This is a genomic window from Haloferax sp. DFSO60, from assembly GCF_046557615.1.
Taxonomy (GTDB): domain Archaea; phylum Halobacteriota; class Halobacteria; order Halobacteriales; family Haloferacaceae; genus Haloferax.
Genome location: NZ_JBKIII010000001.1, coordinates 547,294 through 564,102 on the forward strand (window position 1 = coordinate 547,294; position 16,809 = coordinate 564,102).

The window sequence follows — 16,809 nt, forward strand, 5'->3', positions numbered from 1 at the left end:
TTACACCCTCGCCATGTCGAACGGCAGTCCTTCCGTGCCGTCGCGGAAGTAATCCTCGATGAGTTCGTTCACTTCGTGGTAGCCGAGGATGTTCTCTTGGATGGCCCGGCGAATCAGTTCCGCACGGAACTTGATGTCGTCGTAAATTTTCCGCGTGTCGTCGTATCCGAGCAGCGTTGCGACCTTCTGCTCCATGATAAAGGAGTTGTTCATCCCCTGGAAGACAATCTCGTCCTGCACAGGGTCCCAGTAGAACACTTCGCGCGTGACGACGCCGCCCATCTCTTTCGAGTACCCCTCGATTTCCTGGACACTCGTCACACGACGCAGGATGTCGTTTCCACGCTTCACCCGGTTCTGGAACAGTGCGATGTCACAGTTGGACATGAACGTCTCTGGGACGTTGATGGGGTCACCGGTGAAACGCTGAATCATCGAAACGATGTCGGACGCGTGGAACGTCAGCATGACCGGGTGACCGGTCTGTGCCGCCTGGAACGCCATCCGCCCTTCTTCACCACGGACCTCCCCCACGATGATGTAGTCGGGGCGTGAACGCAGTGCGGCCGCAACGAGGTCGAACATGTCCACTTCGGAGTCTGAACCTCGACCTTCACGCGTGAGGAGTTGCTGCCACGTATCGTGCGGCGGCAACACCTCCGCGGTGTCTTCTGCGGTGTAAATCTTCGAAGACTGCGGGATGAACGACAAGATTGCGTTGAGTGTCGTCGTCTTCCCTGATGCCGTCTCACCGACCACGAACACCGTGCGTTCGTTCTCCAGTGCAATCCAGAGGTACGCCGCCAACTCGGGCGAGAGCGTCCCCCACTTCGCAATCTGGAAGACCGAAAGCGGCACGTCGTCGCCCTGACGGATGGTGAGCGACGACCCCTTCAGCGACACGTCGTCGGAGTAGATGATGTTGATACGCGACCCGTCTGGGAGCGTCGAGTCCACGATGGGGTGGGCGTCGGAAACCGGGTCACCAATACGCTCACCCATGTTGCGAAGCCAGTTGTCGAACTGCTCGTTGTTGTCGAACTCGACACTCGTTTCGAGCAGGCCGAAGGTCCCGTGGTCGACGTCGACCTGGTTGGGACCGATGACGTGAATGTCCTCGTTCTCCGGGTCGCGCATGATGGGTTCGAGTGCCCCGAGACCGACGATGTCGCGGACGAGACGGTAGTGAATCTTGTCGTAGACCTCTTGTGAAACTTCGATACCCGCAACGTCTAGTCGCTTGGCGACTTTCCCGAGCGGGCCTCGGTCTTCACCTTCGATGTGGACGATTTCCGCGAGGAGTTCGTCGATTCGTTCTTCGTAATCGACGCTCTCTTCCGGTGCGGGTTTCGACACGCTGCGTTCGAGCAACTTGTCTTTGATCCGCATGAAGGTCTCACGCTCGTCGTCTTCCAACTCCGGTTCGATGGTGTAGTACTTGGTCGTCTCACCGAAATTCCCGTAAATCTGGCAGAACACTGGGCCACCGAGCGAGTAGATGATGTTCGGACGGCGGGATTCGTAATCACCGGGGTCGTCGACGAGCATCGGGAACTCACCAGTAATCTGCCGGAAGCGCTTGAGGTGGTCACGGAGGTGCGGCCACTGCATCGCGAGGCGTTTGAGGTCGTCCGAGAGTCGGGCCGACCCGTGGTCCGTCGCCATTAGGCAACACTCCTCGATTCGATGACGACGCCGATGCCGGAGCGCACCGAGAAACCAACTCGGTCACCCACTTGCTGGCCCATTCCTGCGAACCGTTTCACGAAGATGTTACGCCGAACGTCGTTTCCGACCTCGACCATCTCCAGTTCGAAGTAGACGTCAGCGATCGACCGAAACGCCCCGATAGAACTGTCGTCGACCGAGGACGGGTCCACGGTCAGGATGATGGTCTTTCCTTTCGTCGTCAACTCGCGGAAGAACGAGATGATTTCGAGGGCGGCCTGTCGCTCTTCGTTCTGCCGGACGAGTGCTTCGAACTGTGGGTCATTACGGAGGATTGCATCGAACGTGTCGATGATGATGACGTCTGCTTCCCACATCTGCTCGGCGTCCATCATCCGGCGGAGTAGTTGCTTGCGCTCTTTGGATGGCCCACCCGAGAGCGTGCCACCACTGTCGATTTCTGCCTGTAAGAACAGAATCCGCTCGTTCAGCAGGTGATTGACCATGTCGTACGAGAGCGAGTGCATCTGGTCGAGAAAGCCCCGAACGCCCAGTTCGGTCGAGAGGAGTGTGACGACAGTGTCCTCCTCGCAAAAGCCGTAGCTAAAGCGCTGTGAGAGGACGCTCTTTCCAGCACCGTAGTCGCCCTCGATGAGGACAATTGCGCCTTTCGGCATGCCGCCACCCAGTTCTTTTTCGAGACGATCGTGCCCAGATAATCCAAGGGAAAATTGATTACTACTCATGATACGCGGAAGTCGAACACCTCCTCGTCACCGTCGATAACGAGTTTCAGACGGTGGTCGCCTTGTGGGAGGCTGATGTTGCTGATAGTCAGTTCGATGACGTTGCTCGGACGCCAGTCGCTCCCATCGACGACGGTCGCGCTGACATCCGCTTGGTACGTGGCGTTGACGATGACGTCGAAACTGTCACCTGAGGCTGGTAGTGTCCGTAACCCCGTGTTTTTGACGTACACCGTCACGGTACTGCTACCGTCGTAGACACCACTTTCGGGGTCGCTGATGACTTCGATGTCCGTCCGAATCTGTTCGCTGACGTCGCCACCTTGGTCGTCGAGCGAGTTGCTGATGCCCGCGACGGTGTCGATGAGAACGCCAGCGACGCCCGCTGCGACGACGATGCTTGCGATGAACAGGATGAGGCTCGGGACCGAAACGTCTGCCATCTAGGCTACCTCCTCTGTCGCTGCGACACCGGTTCCGGTGACGACTTTGACCCGGTTTGGGGGAGTTCCGAGTGAGACATTCATTATCAGGTGTTCACCGGGGTACCATAGGTTGGTCGCTTGATTTCCGTCAACGGTGGTCACACCCGCCGTGTCGTTGTAGACGTTATCGACGAGTAACGTCGTCTCATCGACTGCGAGCGTGGTCGCACCGGTGTTGGTCACGTTGACCACGAGTGACGTATTCGTCATGTTGTACGTCGCGTTCGAAATCGTGATTCTCGTGTTCGTTCGTTCGAGCGTTTGCTCTGCGTCTGCATCTTGCGCGTCGAGGATGTTCTCGCTCGCGTTAGATGTTGCTGTATACAGGGTCCCCGTCGCGATGAGAACCCCGAGGAAAATAATCGCGGTCGAGCCACTAACTCCGAATCCCATCCAGGATTCCTCCGTATGCGACCAATTCTTCGAAGAGGTGACCTTGCGGCGCGTCGCCAGCGAGTCGGCTGACGTACACGAGGCTCGTCTGATGGTCTTCGATTTGGAGCCCATCACCACCTTCGACCGACGTCGAGACACAGGCGACGTGCGTGTTCAGCGTGTTCTCGACGGGGCGCGAAATCCACTCTTGCTCTCGGTACTGGCGGAGCGCGCGTGAAGCGCCGAGTGCGCCGCCTGCGGAGACGAGGTGTTCGACCCATTCGAGGATGAGTACTTCCGAGACGTAGCTTGCAGGAAGCTGCGTGAGGTAGGCGTTCGACGACGTCGTCTGCACTACCTTCTTCGCCTGCGAAGACGACTCCTGTGGGAGTTCGCTCGTCTCTTCTGCTTGGGCGTCGCGCTTGGCCTGTGCCGCAGACTTGTACTCTGCTTCGAGTTCTTCGAGCGTCTTCTGTGGGTCTGCAGTCTCGTCGCCTGGGAGTTCTTCCTCCACTTGGTCTTCAATCTCCAACAGAGGCTCTTCTTCCTCGTCGGCGTCGAGTTCTTCTTCAACTTCGACTTCTGGTTCTTCTTCGAGGAGGTCTGCTTCTTCCTCTTCCTCTTCTTCTTCCTCGTCCCAGCCGTCGTTCTCTTCGTACTGCTGTTTCAAGTCGTCGAAGCTCGAACCGCCAACGCTGTCGGTGTCGTCGGCGTCTTCTTCGTTCTCTTCGTCCTTTTCGAGGGCTGCCGCAGGGTCTTCGCGCTCGGCGTCTTCGAGTTCGTCTTTCGCCGCGAGTTCTGCTTCCTTCTCGCCAGCCTCGGCATCTAGCTCGCCGAAGTCGTCGTCGAAGAAACTCTCTGCGTCCGCGTTGGCGACTTCGGGGTCGAGGTGTTCTTCTTCTTCGGCCTCGGCATCGAAGAGTCCGAACGAGCCACCACCGTCGAGACCACCCATCTCGCGGGCGTCGTCGACGAACGGGTTGATACCGCGCGTGACCATCTCATAGATGTCCAGTAGCTTTCGAATAGTGTCGTCGAGTTCTTCGACGGTCCCTCCAATTTGTTTGTTCTCCTCTCGGACAGTGTTCATCCCTGACGAGATGGCGCTGACTTCGTTCTCGAGTTCGCCGACGCGATCCTCGAGTTCTGCGAGCTCCTCGTTGTTACCGTCGTCGAATCCGCCGAAATCGTCGTCGTCGTCGAATCCGCCGTCGAGGTCGTCGCCGAAGTCACCAAACTCGTCGGAGAGGTCGTCGATACCCTCCTCGAATCCTAGTCCGTCATCTGATGACATACATTCCTCTTCGGTGTCCGTGTTGTCCCCAGCACCCGTGGCTTATTGGCCGCCGATTCGTCCACTCCACCATCACAGTTGGAGTAGACCTCCGTGTCGCTCGTCGGGTCGTCCGTACGAACGATGGGCAGTCACCCGCCCGATTGTCTGACCAGCCGGGGAGGGCCGACAGCGTCGGGGGAACAGGCAACATTGGTGCAAAGTACGTAAGTCAATACATGAAACTTCCCGTCTCGTTATCAGAACAGATATTCAAGAATTGCGGAATTTATCGTTTCGACGGACGTAATAAATATCCAACGCCAATTAGCGGCGGTAAGAAGAATTATCCGGAGGCGGCACCGATGAACGTTCGACAGTCACTACTCGTCTACACCCAACCATGACAGAACTGATCAAAACCGGCGTCGAAGGACTCGATTCTATCCTGAACGGAGGTATCGTAAAGAACGCTGCAGTACTCATCAGCGGTAACCCTGGTACTGGAAAGAGTATTCTCGGACTCCAGTATCTCTACAATGGTGTCGATAAGTTCGACCAAGGAGGGCTGTATCTGACGTTCGAAGAAACCGAAGACGACATTCGTGAAGCCGCAGAATCGATTGGATTCGACCGGTGGAACGAGTACGTCGAAGCGGGAGACATCAAGGTGTACGACAAGCGCACCTTGCTTCGTGACGGCGACTTTTCGTCCACCCTCGACCGAATTCTCGACGACTTGCAGGATACGAGCTACGACCGTCTCGTTCTCGACTCACTCACGATGTTCCAACTCTTCTTCGACGACGAGAAGGAACAGCGTCAGTACCTCTTGAAGTTCATCGACATTCTGAAAAACAGCGAACTCACCTCGTTGCTGACGACCGAGCAGTCCGCAATCTTCCCCGAGACGGATATCGGACTGGAGAACTTCCTCACGGACGGGAACATCTATCTCATCCAGAGCCCCGCAGGTGCGACGAGTAACCGGTACATCTGGGTCGCCAAGATGCGTAAACAGAGCATCAAAAACTCGATGTTCCCCTTAGAGATTACCCACGGAGGCATCAAAATCTACGAGCAGGCTGCAGGGTTCTCCATGGTCGGTGAGTCGCCGCCGTGGTTCGGTGAAGAGACGGAGTAGACGCGGGACAACACACTGTTCTGTCGGTTTTAGCTTTTTTACTTTTTAAACAAACCACAACGCAGTGCCAACAGGGCATCGCGAATTGCGAGCGTTGCGGCACGAGTGCTGTCGCTCACAACATGAGTATTCGATAGAAATGAAAGTCAGCGAACGATGCTTAGAGCTTGACCGGCTTACCCTCAGTCTTGCCTGCGAGTTGCTGCGGCATCGTGAGGATAACGGTCGTGGTACCACCAGTGCGCGACGTGATGTCGAGACGGACGGTTTCGCCCGTCGAGAGACCGTCAGTGTTGGTACTGGCTTCGATGTGGCCTGCAGAGACGACGACTTCGTAGCGGTCGTCCATGCTGTTCAGCACACCGAACGAGTTGTCGTTGTCGGTGATCTCGTTGAGTGCGAACTCGTCAGCGTCAGCCGTACTTGCCGAAGTGCTGTTAGTCAGTTGAACGACTTCGGAGCCACTGAGGTACTTGATCGAGGTCTCGTTCATATCAACACTGCTGGAGCCTGCTGCGAGGCGGACCGTCATGTTGATGTACTTGATGGTGTCGTTCGCACCGACGATACCGTGGGTGTTGAGTACTTCGACACGGTTCGTGACCTTGTCGACGGACTCTTGACCGGCATCTTGTGCCGTCGCCTGCAGGAAGCCTGCAGTGTTGACGAGGACACCCGCTGCGATTGCTGCTACGAGGACCATCGCAATGAAGACGATGAGCGTACCGATACCGACCTGACCGCGTTTGTCGTTAGAGAGATTATCGAACATTTGAATTCTACCTTAGAGAGCCACCGGGTCACCGTCGTTCTTGCCTGCGAGTTGCTGAGGCATAGTCAGGATGACCTGTGCAGTACCACCGTTACGCGACGTGATTTCGAGCGTCACAGATTCGCCAGTCTGGAGACCGTTCTTCGCCGAGCCTTCGACAACAGACGTGTTGATGACAACTTCGACACGGTCCGTCTGGCTGTTCAGAATCGGGAACGAGGTGTCGTCGTCCGCGATGTCACGGACAGCGAATTCATTGTTGCTTGCGTTAGCCCAGTCGATGCTCTCTGCATCCGCACTGTTGTTGTTGACGAGCGTCCGGGCAGTGTCTGCGCTGAGGTACTTAATCGAGGTATTGTTCAGCGAGACAGAGCCAGAACCTGCTGCGAGACGTACAGTGAGGTTGAGGTTATCGACCGACTTCGGGCTGCTGCCGTTCACGATCCCGTGAACGCTCACAACGTCCACACGGTTCGTGACCTTGTTCACAGATTGCTGTCCAGCGTCCTCGGCCGTCGCCTGCAGGAAGCCTGCAGTGTTGACGAGGACACCCGCCGCGATTGCGGCGACGAGAACCATCGCGATGAAGACAATCAAGGTCCCGATACCGACCTGACCCCGGTCTTCTTTGATATTTTCGAACATGGGTTGTCTTTGGTGGTCCCACACTCGGACGTGCAGAGACCCTCACAAGCCCACTTGAGTAGTTGATACATAACGGTACGGACCCAAATATCATCACTGATATTGGTATGGAATTACGGATTTTGATATAATTCACCGCGTGTACGCGAGCGGGGAGGTTGCTAAAGGATGTGACCAGGACTTGGCAGTAGAATCGAAACCAGGCAAGTTCGCAACTCAGCCAGAAGAATCAGCGAAGCAGTTCGCGGAGTCAGAGAGAACTTAATCTTGCGCGATTTTTCGCCACACGTCGTCGAGTTTGTTTTTGACTTCTGGGCGTTCGGTGACCGTCACGGTGTAGTCGTCATCGTCGAATCTGACGACGACTTCGTCAACTTCTCGGCGATACACGTTCGTTCGCCGGTGTTCGTCTGAAAGCACTCGGTCGTGGAGTTTGAGCAGCCCTGCCGCGGTCAGTTCTTCGATTCGGCGATAACAGGTCGCAATCGGGATATCCAGCATCTCGCTGAACTCTTGGGCCGAATGTGGTTCCTCAGCTGCGCGAAGGATGTCGGGGTTGTATTCATTTCCCAACGCGGCAAGGGTCCTGTCAGACTCCATAGATGGGATGGTGTCGGTGCGCTCGGCATGTCAATGTGTTGGTTATCTGGCTGGCAAATCCGGCTCAGTGATTTTCGTGTAAACTTGGATAGGTAATGGCGTAGCAGCGACGATGGGATTATATGTTACCACTCCGACGTTCGCTCGATGGCTGAGGACGAACGCCGTGCCGACTTGCGACCCGAGCAAGGGGTGGTCGGGTCTAAAGACCTAGATATCAGCCACGACGAGCGAGTCGTCAGACTCGACAAACAGCGGTACGTGATCGCAACCGGCGAAAACCAGCCGCAGGAGCCGGAAGGACGACCTGGAAACGACCAATCCGAATCGAATTCAGAATCGGGCGAGGAGGTCCAGGACGAACAGCGCACCCATCCCAGTATCGTCCTCCCCAAAGACCCTCGAAAACGTGCGATACTCGCACGAAAACTGCTCGCAGAGCGAGTTGGTGCAGTTCGGTCGGACCACGCATTTTCGATAACCACTCTCGTCGGCGAGACTGTGACACAACACGAAGCAGTCTCCGACGACGTGACCGAGGTGTTCCAATCACTCGTACAGTGGTACGCCGAAACGGTGAGTGATGGAGAGACGCCGACAGACGAAGTACTTGGCATTCTACTGTTGGCATCGGAAGTGCAAGTCACCTACCCGGGACGCGCAATCGAAGCACTCGCCGCCTCCCACGGACTCAACCGGGGTGACTCGATAGGAGACCTGTTAGACGCGGTCGAAACGCCAGGGGCTTCTTTCCCACCAAATCGCACCGAATAGTCGCTGTCGCTGGTGTTTTGAGTGAATACACGAACCAATTATCACGCGAGAGAGGGAGGAATACGTATCAGGGATGATAATGGGGCGGAAGGGTTTATAGTCTGATTTTCGGAAACTGGCTACTATGGCAAGCAAGGTACTGGTCGTGGACGATTCAGCGTTCATGCGGAACCTCCTCAAGCAACTTTTGGAAGGAGAACACGAAGTCGTCGGCGAGGCCGAAAACGGTGTCGAGGCGGTCGAACTCTACCGTGAACTCGAACCCGATGTGGTCACCATGGACGTGGTGATGCCGATTCGAAACGGCATCGAAGCGACATCCGAAATCAAGTCTCTCGACACGAACGCCTCGGTCATCATGTGTACGTCTGTCGGGCAAGAAGAGAAAATGCGCGAAGCCGTGGAGGCGGGGGCGGATGGATATATCACCAAGCCATTCCAGAAGCCGAACGTTCTCCAGGCTATCGCCGACGTCATTCAGGCCGAGGCATGAACCTCGACGTACGGTCGCTCCGAACGTTCAGCCGTCTCGCACACTCCGGCGCCGAAAAGGCAGCAGGCTCGCTGACCACACTCGCCGGAATCGACACGTACGTCAACGTCACGAAAGTCGAACTTAGTACGAAACAAGACGTCGAACAGGATTTCGATGAACACGACCTCGTCAGTGTTCACATCGGGTTCAGTGGTGGACTGGATGGGCAAACCATCCTCACCTTTTCTCCCGCATCGGCCGAGCGATTGGTCGAAGCGTTGGTTCCCGGTGCTGAAGCCCAACCCGGGGATGAACTCGCAACGAGCAGTCTGAAAGAAGTTGCCAACATCATGCTTGGTGGGTTCATCGACGGGTGGGCCGATTACCTCGATACCAGTATCGACATCACGACGCCGACCTACATCGACGAAGCCAACGACAATCCACTGTCAGGCCTCGATGCCAACACCATCGAACACGACGAGAGCGACGACGAACACATCCTCGTCTTTCGGAATCAACTCGAAGCGGCAGACGATGCCATCGGGTTCGCACTCTACATGGTTCCATCGACAGAGTCCATCGAGACCATCGTCGAAGCGAGCGGCAACGACGACGAACTCCCTGTCGAGTCGTTTGCAGCCTTCTCGGAGATGATTTCCGACGGGGCGAACCAGGCATCCGAAGACATCACTGCGATGACGGGCATCGACACGACTGTCGAAGTGAGCCGCCTGAGTTTCGTGCCGATAGAGGGAGTTCCCATGTCGTTAACTGATGGCGTCCGCCGCGGTGTCGTCCTCGAATTTATGGGCGTCCCAAGCGGGTATATCGCCATCTTGTTCGACGAACCGTCGGCCGACAGCATCGCAAGCGCACTGCTTCCGGGCATGGAAGGTGACGAAGCGATGCGACAGAGCGCAATCCAAGAGATTGGCAACATCGTGACCTCTGGATTCCTCGATGGCTGGGCAAATGCGCTCGAAACGACCATCGACATCTCGCCACCGACGCACGTTCACGACCTTGGGTCTGCAATCATCGACCCGCTGGCAACCGAACTCGCGATGTCGCAAGAGTACGCGTTCCTCATCGATTCGACCATCCGAACGTCGAACGACGAGTTCACCTGCGACATCTACGCACTTCCTGACGAGGCCGAGTTGCGCAAGGCGCTCGAACAACTCTCACCTGCGGTCTAACTCAGCCGCGGAGGACCCTTCGCAATGCAAATCTACACAACGGACACTTCAGACGCAACCCCGGCTCGAATCAAAGTCGGTATCGCAGATTTCGCCGTCGGGACCGATAGTGCTGTGCTAACGACGAGTGGTCTCGGCTCTTGTATCGGCGTCGTCCTCTATGACGCCGATGCTGGGGTCGCCGGACTCGCTCACGCGATGCTCCCAACAGCGGAAGATGCGTCCAACCCAGCGAAGTTTGCAGATACGGGAATCACGTCACTCCTCTCAGAGATGAAGTCGCACGGTGCTGACCCATCTCGTGTCGTCGCAAAACTCGCAGGTGGAAGCACGATGTTCGACTTCGCTGCGACAGACGGTGGCAAGAGCATCGGCGAGCGAAACGCCGACTCTGCACGCCACACACTATCTGAGTTGGATATCGATATCGTCGCCGAAGACGTCGGCGGGTCGCACGGCCGGTCGCTCGAACTCGATGTGGAAACTGGAACCCTCTCGATTCGGAGTGCGAAAAGCGGAAAGTACGACATCTGATTCGCTGACTTGCTCTTTCGTTCGTAATCGAGATTGCTCTCGACGGCGTTACAACTCGTCATCTGAGAGACCGTCATCGACCGTCTGAGACTCCCTGATATCAATTATGATACCAGCTCGCGTAGTTTTATGTCACCGCCTTCGAATCTCAGAACCAATACGGTACGATACACGCGTGTGACACACCGGTCGGCGTTCTCCGCCGCCCACTCCGAGTCGGGGGACTCGGGGAGTCGTGCCGTCTCAACGAGGATATCATGCATTTGGACCCGGATGACTACGATCCAGACGAACTTCGACGCATCGCCCGCGACGCCGCCGGCTTTCGGAACGGGAACCTCTCTCGATTCGAGGACCGAGGACCGTTCCGGTTCGACAACCCGCTGTACGACACCGGCCGAGGCTCTGCGTCGGAAGCACTCCGGTCGAGCCAACTCGAACACCTACTGGTACACCAATCAGGCCGCGACAGTGACACGACCGTCCAGAAACCATATCTTCGGTCGCTCCCGGACAAGTACGGCGCAGAACGCGTCGTCTTCGACTGGCTCGAATTCCTCGTCTTGAAAGGCGGATTCAAGCGAGCGATGGATGCACTTCGATACTATCAGTCGGTCGATTGGCTGACCGCAGATGTCGAAGAGACCCTTCGAAACTACTTGCTCGGCTTCTCTGCGGACGTCGAGGACGCAGACGAACTCGACGTCGATGACCACTTGCTGAGTCTCGTCTACATCGCACGACTCGCATCGATGGTCTAATCGTCGTCTCGGGTTACAAACACCCTCGTGAATTTTATTTCAACTATCGTATGTGAGAGAATTCACCGATACAACTTTGATATCTGCTTATTTGTCATATTATATGGCAGATGTTGACGGAGATGATGGGGGCGGGAAAGATGCAGACGGTCCTGTTCCAATTGGTGTGAAACTCGGGAGTACCAGAACGGTACTGGCATATCCAGACGGTGACGGTAGTATCGAGACTGCACGGACCCTCACCTGCCTTGCGACGTACGAAGACCCAACTACTGGCGACGAGCAGGTCCTCTACGGCGACGAAGCAGCACAGCAGTATCCCGAGGCAGTCGAGTTCATGCTTCGCTCGGGGCTTCCAGAAGACGAACGTCGCGCCGAGTTGGTCGGACAGTTTTTCGAAGAACTCTGTGAGAACCACGACCTCCCGCCCGAGAGCGGCGTCGTCTACGCGATTCCGACCATCGGCGACGAACAAGGTCTCGCAAATCTCAACGCCGTTCTCGAAGAAAGTGCGATTGGCCACGCTTTCGTCAGAAGCCTCCCCGAATCGCTCTGTGGGTCGCTTCCCGCGATGGGAGAGGGAATGGACGCAATCGACGAAACCTTCGTCGCCGTCAACCTCGGTGCGACAAGCCTCGAATCCTGTGCGTACCACCAGGGCGAGCAACTCGCTCCGTTCGTCTCGAGAGCAGTCACCGGCAACGACGTCGATAGCCGAATCGCAAACACCATCGAAGAAGAGACACAGGGTCGTGTCACCATCGATACGACGACTGCCCGTGAGTACAAGGAAACGCACGCGGATTTCGACTCCTTCGAGCCAGTCACCGACACCATTCAGCAACCCGGTGGCGGGTCTCACGAGTTCACTATCGAACGCAGCGTGATGGAACCACTCGACGAGTATCTCGATTCGGTCGTCGACGAACTCGCCAACAACTTCCTGTCACAGTTGGCGAGCGCCTACATGAAGCCATACCAACTCGCGCTCTCTCGCCCCCTCGTCGTGACGGGCGGAATGGCGTGCATCCCGGGCATCGTCGACGAGTTCGAAGACCGCTTGTGCGACGAACTCGGACGAGATGTCACGGTAGTTACGGCTGACCGACCGGACCTCGCCGCAGCACAAGGAGCCCACAGAATCGCAAGTCAACTGGTCGATTTGTCCTGCGTACCCGACGCCCGGTAGTCGAACCGGCCTCACTCTGCCCGAGATTCTGATTCGACAGATTCCGCCGATGAGCGTGGTTGATTCGCCGCTTGGAGGCGAACCACTGCGACAGTACCTCGGGGTTGGTTGTCCTCGAACCGGAGACCGCCGTTCGATTGCTCGACAATCCACTTGGCGAGCCACAGCCCGAGACCGCTGATGTGTTCGAGCGGCGTCTCGAACCCTGCTTTGAGGACCGACAGTTCGGCGGCCGGTATACCGGGGCCGTTGTCGGCGATTCGAATCTCGACGGCATCGTCCAGTTCGCTGGCCGTTTCGAAACTCACAGTGAGTTCGGGAATCACGCGGTCAGTGTGTTCGATTGCGTTGTCGAACAAGTTTTTCACTGCCAATTTCAGGAGTTCATCCGCGTAGACCCACTTTTCTTCGGGCAACTCTCGGTTCACTCGAACGTTGGGGTGTTCCGATTCGAGCGTCCGCAACTCGGCTTCGAGGCACTCGACTGCCTCGACTGGTTCGAGGAGGGCGGCCGACCGGTCGAGCGTGGTGTCGATATGTCGCGTTCGCTCGCCGAGATTGACGAGCGACGTCGCTTTCCGCTTTATCGTGTGAGCGTGCGACTTCGATGCCGCAGGCACGTCTTCGTTGAGCAAGAGGTCGGCATGGCCGAGGATGACGTTCATGTCGTTTCGCAAGTCGTGACGAAGCACGCGATTGAGGACGCGAAGGCGCTGTTCGTACTGGTGTCTGCTCGTCACATCACGTGAGTTGAGGACGAGGCCGTCCACTGCGGGGTCGTCGAAGAGGTTGACGCCGACCGTTTCGAACTGCCGCCACGTGCCGTTTTTGTGTTTCACACGGCACTCGGTTCGAACGGTCTTGTTGTGTTCGATAGCGTATTCGAACTCTCGGCGAACTTGCGCTCTGTCTTCGGGGTGGATGATGTCGAACGAGGATGAGCCAACGAGGTCCTCTGGTTGGTGACCGAGGACTTCCTTCACGGAGGGACTGGTGTACCGACGCGACCCGTCTTCGTTCAAAACCGTGATGATGTCACGGGAATTCTCGATGAGCGCTCTGAACTCTTCTTCGGTCTGTCTCCGTTCTGTGACGTCGGTGAAGACGAGTAATTTCGCTTGTTCTTGGGTAGGCTCACCGACGTTTTCGGAGCGAACCTCGAAATATCGAGGGGTATCGTCCCCGATAACTGCTTCAGTCCATGTGTTTCCGTTGAGTACTTCACGGACTTCCCGTGGTGCTTTCGTTATCTCCAAGACCGGCTTGCCGATGCACTTTGCAACCTCTGGTTCGAGGACCGTAGCCGCCGCGCCGTTCGCTTCGATGACCCGGTTGTGTTCGTCGATGACGACGACAGCATCGCGCATCTCAGAGAGAATTGCGTCTCGTGCGATGGGCGTGATGTCGAACAGACGATATCTGAATAGCGCCCAGATAACCAACCCTGCACTGACCCCGAGGCTGAGTGGGACGATGCTAATCGGTGCGGGGTGATACTCGAACAACTCCAACATGAGCGAGGCTGTTGGGAGCGAACCCACCATGAGCAGAACTGTCGCTTGTAATCGGTGGACACCATCGCTGTTGAGTACTTTCGACCCGAGGACGATAAGCCCGACACCGGAGATACCGAGAATGTAGACCGTGTGGGCGACAAACAGCGGCCCTGCCCCCGAGTCGAGTGACGCGAACTGGCCGGACCGTAGCATCGCTTCGGTCATGAAGAGTCCGTGCGATTGTGTCGTCCAGGTGAGCGCGAACGTCACCGCTGGTTCGACAGAGAGCAAGGCGACCATTCGACGCGACACGAGTTTCTTCTCACCGGTGTACAAGAGCGAGAAGATGAGCCAGCACGTTGGGAGAATAGCGGCACCAAGCCATGCAATTCGCCCCCAGAGAAGTTGTGAGAAATGTCCAGCCGAGAGCAGTTGAAATCCATAGGCGGTTGCCCAAAGCGCACTGGAAAGCGAAAGCACCGCGAAGGGAATTCGGACCCTGCGCGAGTAGAGTCGGAAGCGACCGAGAACGATGAGTGTCACCAGTCCCGCGAGAATCCCTGAGGAAAATAACACATACGAGTAAATCGCTGGCGTGCCGTCGTTCATGTGTTACATTCGACGTCCATCTGTAGTTCCTGTCAGTGAATACGTTCCCGACGGGAATCACGTCGGAGCAATAGAAAATCTCTCGCTGGTATGATATTTAAGGCATTCGACCTCTCTATCAACAGTGATACTCTCCGGGGGATGGCGGTTTAGTTCGACGGTGCCTCGATGAAAAACGGCCAATAAACGCGGGCTACAAGACCATGTTTGATATGTTTCCCCAAGACCGACAGTATCGGGATTGGTACTTACGTGTCATCGTTCGCTCCATCGCGTGAGTATCAATTTTGCATCTCTGCCCGAACGCTTAATTTGGATGAATGCGCAACCCAGACTATGCCGTTGACTCCTCGCCAGTATGACCTCGCTGCGCTCCGGCGTGCCGTGAGGAAGAGGCGAGACCCTGACTTCGATTGGGTAGATGACGAATCGATAAACCGCGAATGGCGTGAAGTCGTCTACGAGCGACTGCTTGCCGCGACAGCGATGGCCGAACGTGACGGAGAAGCGTACCTCGAAGCAATTCCACGGACGACGCGGGCAGAACACATCGCACTCGACTGGTGTGTCCACCTCGTCGAGCGTCTCGGTGGCCGTGGTGCCCTCGAAATGCTGACCTATTACCGAGAAATCGGGTGGATTGGAGACGAGGCACACAGCGCGCTCTCTGAGAAAATTGTCTCCTTTTCGACGACCGACGACTTCACCGAAGCGCCGACTGAAGAAGACCACACCGAGAGTTTCTCGTACATCGTCCGACTGGTCGCAATCCACGACGACCTCGAATCGCCGAACTAAATTTTCGTGCTGAATGCTCCACGGTTGGAGCAATCGTCCTCGTCTTAGAGTCCGAGTTGCCGACCGATGACGAGGTGCTGAATCTCACTCGTTCCTTCGCCGATTTCCATCAACTTCGCATCACGGTAGTACCGCTGTGGTGCGAAATCGGTCGTGTAGCCGTAGCCACCGAGAACCTGAATCGCGTCTTCGGCGACTTCGCGGGCGGCCTCACTCGCATCGAGTTTGGCGAGGGCGGATTCGAGCGATACGCGGTTGCCTTGGTCGTACTTCACGGCGGCCTTGTGGGTCAGCAGGCGCGAGCGCTCGGTCTTGCGGTACATCGAGACGAGTTTGTCGCGGATGGCGTCGAATTCGGAGATAGGTTGGCCGAACTGTTCGCGCTCGCCCGCGTAGGACTTCGCGTGTTCGTAGGCACCCTGTGCGAGACCAACGGAGAGTGCGGCAATCGAGATACGTCCACCGTCGAGCGTCTTCATCGTCTGCTTCCAGCCTTCGCCTTCTTCGCCGAGGAGGCGGTCTTCCGGAATCCAGCAGTCGTCGAACGAGATTTCACACGTCGGCGAGCAGTTGAGGCCGAGTTTGTCCCACACGGTCGTGACTTCGAAGCCATCGTCGTTCTTGGGGTCCACGATGAACGTGGAGATGCCGTCGTAGCCTGCACCGGGGTCGGTGACAGCTTTCACGAGTACCGAACCGGCGACGTTCGCGTTCGTGATGAACTGTTTTGTTCCATTGAGGACGTAGCCGTCACCCTCCTTTTTTGCGACCGTGTCCATGTCGCTGGCGTCACTTCCTGAACCGGGTTCGGTGAGCGCCCACGCGCCCATATGCTCGCCGGTTGCGAGGGGGCGAAGCCATTGTTCTTTCTGTTCGGGCGTCCCGAACAGGTCGATGGGCTTCGATGCGAGACTGACGTGTGCGGCAAAGGAGAGACCAATCCCACCGGAGACACGGCCGAGTTCTTCGGTGACGAGGGCGTACATGAGTTGGTCGCCACCAAGCCCGCCGTAGTCGGCGTCGATGGGAATGCCCATCACGTCGAGTTCGGCCAACTGCTCGAAGATTTCCGCCGGGAATCGGTGTTCGTCCTCGTACTCCTGTGCGACGGGGGCGATTTCCTCGTCACAGAACTCGCGGACGGTGTCCCGAATCATCTTGTGTTCGGCGGGGATGTCGAAGTCCATGTGACCAACTATCGGAGATTGGGACATAAACTAATCGAACGACCATGAGGAATTCGATGAGAAGACTGGGGTTTCG

Annotated in this window: 18 protein-coding genes; 8 read left to right on the plus strand and 10 right to left on the minus strand. The window is 56.7% G+C overall.

Translation table 11 applies throughout. The features are described 5' to 3' along the window. Genes ACK509_RS02840 through ACK509_RS02860 form a run of 5 tightly spaced genes read right to left on the minus strand, consistent with a single transcriptional unit; the run spans position 1 to position 4,568 of the window. Positions 1–1,665 (minus strand): type II/IV secretion system ATPase subunit, encoded by a 1,665-nt coding sequence (locus tag ACK509_RS02840; RefSeq protein WP_410764984.1) that lies wholly within the window; start codon positions 1,663–1,665, stop codon positions 1–3. Then, complete coding sequence (locus tag ACK509_RS02845) at positions 1,665–2,414, minus strand: ATPase domain-containing protein (protein ID WP_410764985.1); 750 nt, start codon at positions 2,412–2,414, stop codon at positions 1,665–1,667. Before ACK509_RS02845 ends, ACK509_RS02840 begins: the two co-directional genes overlap by 1 nt. Next, entirely contained in the window at positions 2,411–2,857 is a 447-nt protein-coding gene (locus ACK509_RS02850; protein ID WP_410764986.1) for a flagellar protein G, read from the minus strand. Before ACK509_RS02850 ends, ACK509_RS02845 begins: the two co-directional genes overlap by 4 nt. Then, positions 2,858–3,292, minus strand: coding sequence for a fla cluster protein FlaF (locus ACK509_RS02855; RefSeq protein WP_410764987.1), 435 nt, complete (start codon positions 3,290–3,292; stop codon positions 2,858–2,860). Then, positions 3,276–4,568 (minus strand): flagella accessory protein C, encoded by a 1,293-nt coding sequence (locus ACK509_RS02860; RefSeq protein ID WP_410764988.1) that lies wholly within the window; start codon positions 4,566–4,568, stop codon positions 3,276–3,278. Before ACK509_RS02860 ends, ACK509_RS02855 begins: the two co-directional genes overlap by 17 nt. 382 nt (positions 4,569–4,950) lie before the next feature. Here ACK509_RS02860 and ACK509_RS02865 point away from each other — a divergent pair, with 382 nt between their 5' ends. After that, positions 4,951–5,691, plus strand: a complete 741-nt coding sequence (locus ACK509_RS02865) for an RAD55 family ATPase (protein WP_410764989.1) — start codon at positions 4,951–4,953, stop codon at positions 5,689–5,691. Between the two features lie 160 nt (positions 5,692–5,851). Here the strand turns inward: ACK509_RS02865 and ACK509_RS02870 are convergent, their stop codons facing one another. The 3 genes from ACK509_RS02870 to ACK509_RS02880 all read right to left on the minus strand — a co-directional run bounded on the left by ACK509_RS02870 (position 5,852) and on the right by ACK509_RS02880 (position 7,708). Then, positions 5,852–6,463 (minus strand): archaellin/type IV pilin N-terminal domain-containing protein, encoded by a 612-nt coding sequence (locus ACK509_RS02870; RefSeq protein ID WP_410764990.1) that lies wholly within the window; start codon positions 6,461–6,463, stop codon positions 5,852–5,854. 12 nt (positions 6,464–6,475) lie between these two features. Beyond that, positions 6,476–7,108 carry an archaellin/type IV pilin N-terminal domain-containing protein gene (locus tag ACK509_RS02875; protein WP_410764991.1) on the minus strand — a complete coding sequence of 211 codons (633 nt, stop codon included), beginning with the start codon at positions 7,106–7,108 and terminating at the stop codon, positions 6,476–6,478. Between the two features lie 261 nt (positions 7,109–7,369). Further along, positions 7,370–7,708, minus strand: a complete 339-nt coding sequence (locus ACK509_RS02880; RefSeq protein ID WP_410764992.1) for an ArsR/SmtB family transcription factor — start codon at positions 7,706–7,708, stop codon at positions 7,370–7,372. A gap of 147 nt (positions 7,709–7,855) precedes the next feature. On the opposite strand from ACK509_RS02880, the gene ACK509_RS02885 reads away from it, so the two are divergent. The 6 genes from ACK509_RS02885 to ACK509_RS02910 all read left to right on the plus strand — a co-directional run bounded on the left by ACK509_RS02885 (position 7,856) and on the right by ACK509_RS02910 (position 12,643). Then, positions 7,856–8,482 carry a hypothetical protein gene (locus tag ACK509_RS02885; protein ID WP_410764993.1) on the plus strand — a complete coding sequence of 209 codons (627 nt, stop codon included), beginning with the start codon at positions 7,856–7,858 and terminating at the stop codon, positions 8,480–8,482. 124 nt (positions 8,483–8,606) lie between these two features. Further along, complete coding sequence (cheY, locus tag ACK509_RS02890; protein ID WP_390223295.1) at positions 8,607–8,975, plus strand: chemotaxis protein CheY; 369 nt, start codon at positions 8,607–8,609, stop codon at positions 8,973–8,975. Then, the gene (locus tag ACK509_RS02895; RefSeq protein WP_410764994.1) at positions 8,972–10,159 is read left to right on the plus strand and encodes a chemotaxis protein CheC; all 1,188 of its coding nucleotides are present in this window, start codon (positions 8,972–8,974) and stop codon (positions 10,157–10,159) included. Before cheY ends, ACK509_RS02895 begins: the two co-directional genes overlap by 4 nt. A 24-nt stretch (positions 10,160–10,183) precedes the next feature. Beyond that, positions 10,184–10,693 (plus strand): chemotaxis protein CheD, encoded by a 510-nt coding sequence (locus tag ACK509_RS02900; protein ID WP_410764995.1) that lies wholly within the window; start codon positions 10,184–10,186, stop codon positions 10,691–10,693. A 257-nt stretch (positions 10,694–10,950) separates the two neighbouring features. Continuing rightward, positions 10,951–11,454, plus strand: coding sequence for a FlaD/FlaE family flagellar protein (locus ACK509_RS02905; protein WP_410764996.1), 504 nt, complete (start codon positions 10,951–10,953; stop codon positions 11,452–11,454). Positions 11,455–11,557: 103 nt separating this feature from the next. Continuing rightward, entirely contained in the window at positions 11,558–12,643 is a 1,086-nt protein-coding gene (locus ACK509_RS02910) for a hypothetical protein (RefSeq protein ID WP_410764997.1), read from the plus strand. 11 nt (positions 12,644–12,654) lie between these two features. On the opposite strand, the gene ACK509_RS02915 is transcribed toward ACK509_RS02910, so the two are convergent. Further along, positions 12,655–14,748 (minus strand): histidine kinase N-terminal 7TM domain-containing protein, encoded by a 2,094-nt coding sequence (locus ACK509_RS02915; RefSeq protein ID WP_410764998.1) that lies wholly within the window; start codon positions 14,746–14,748, stop codon positions 12,655–12,657. A gap of 336 nt (positions 14,749–15,084) precedes the next feature. Here ACK509_RS02915 and ACK509_RS02920 point away from each other — a divergent pair, with 336 nt between their 5' ends. Continuing rightward, the gene (locus ACK509_RS02920) at positions 15,085–15,546 is read left to right on the plus strand and encodes a FlaD/FlaE family flagellar protein (RefSeq protein ID WP_410764999.1); all 462 of its coding nucleotides are present in this window, start codon (positions 15,085–15,087) and stop codon (positions 15,544–15,546) included. A gap of 44 nt (positions 15,547–15,590) precedes the next feature. Here the strand turns inward: ACK509_RS02920 and ACK509_RS02925 are convergent, their stop codons facing one another. Further along, entirely contained in the window at positions 15,591–16,733 is a 1,143-nt protein-coding gene (locus tag ACK509_RS02925) for an acyl-CoA dehydrogenase family protein (protein WP_410765000.1), read from the minus strand. Positions 16,734–16,809: the final 76 nt, after the last annotated feature.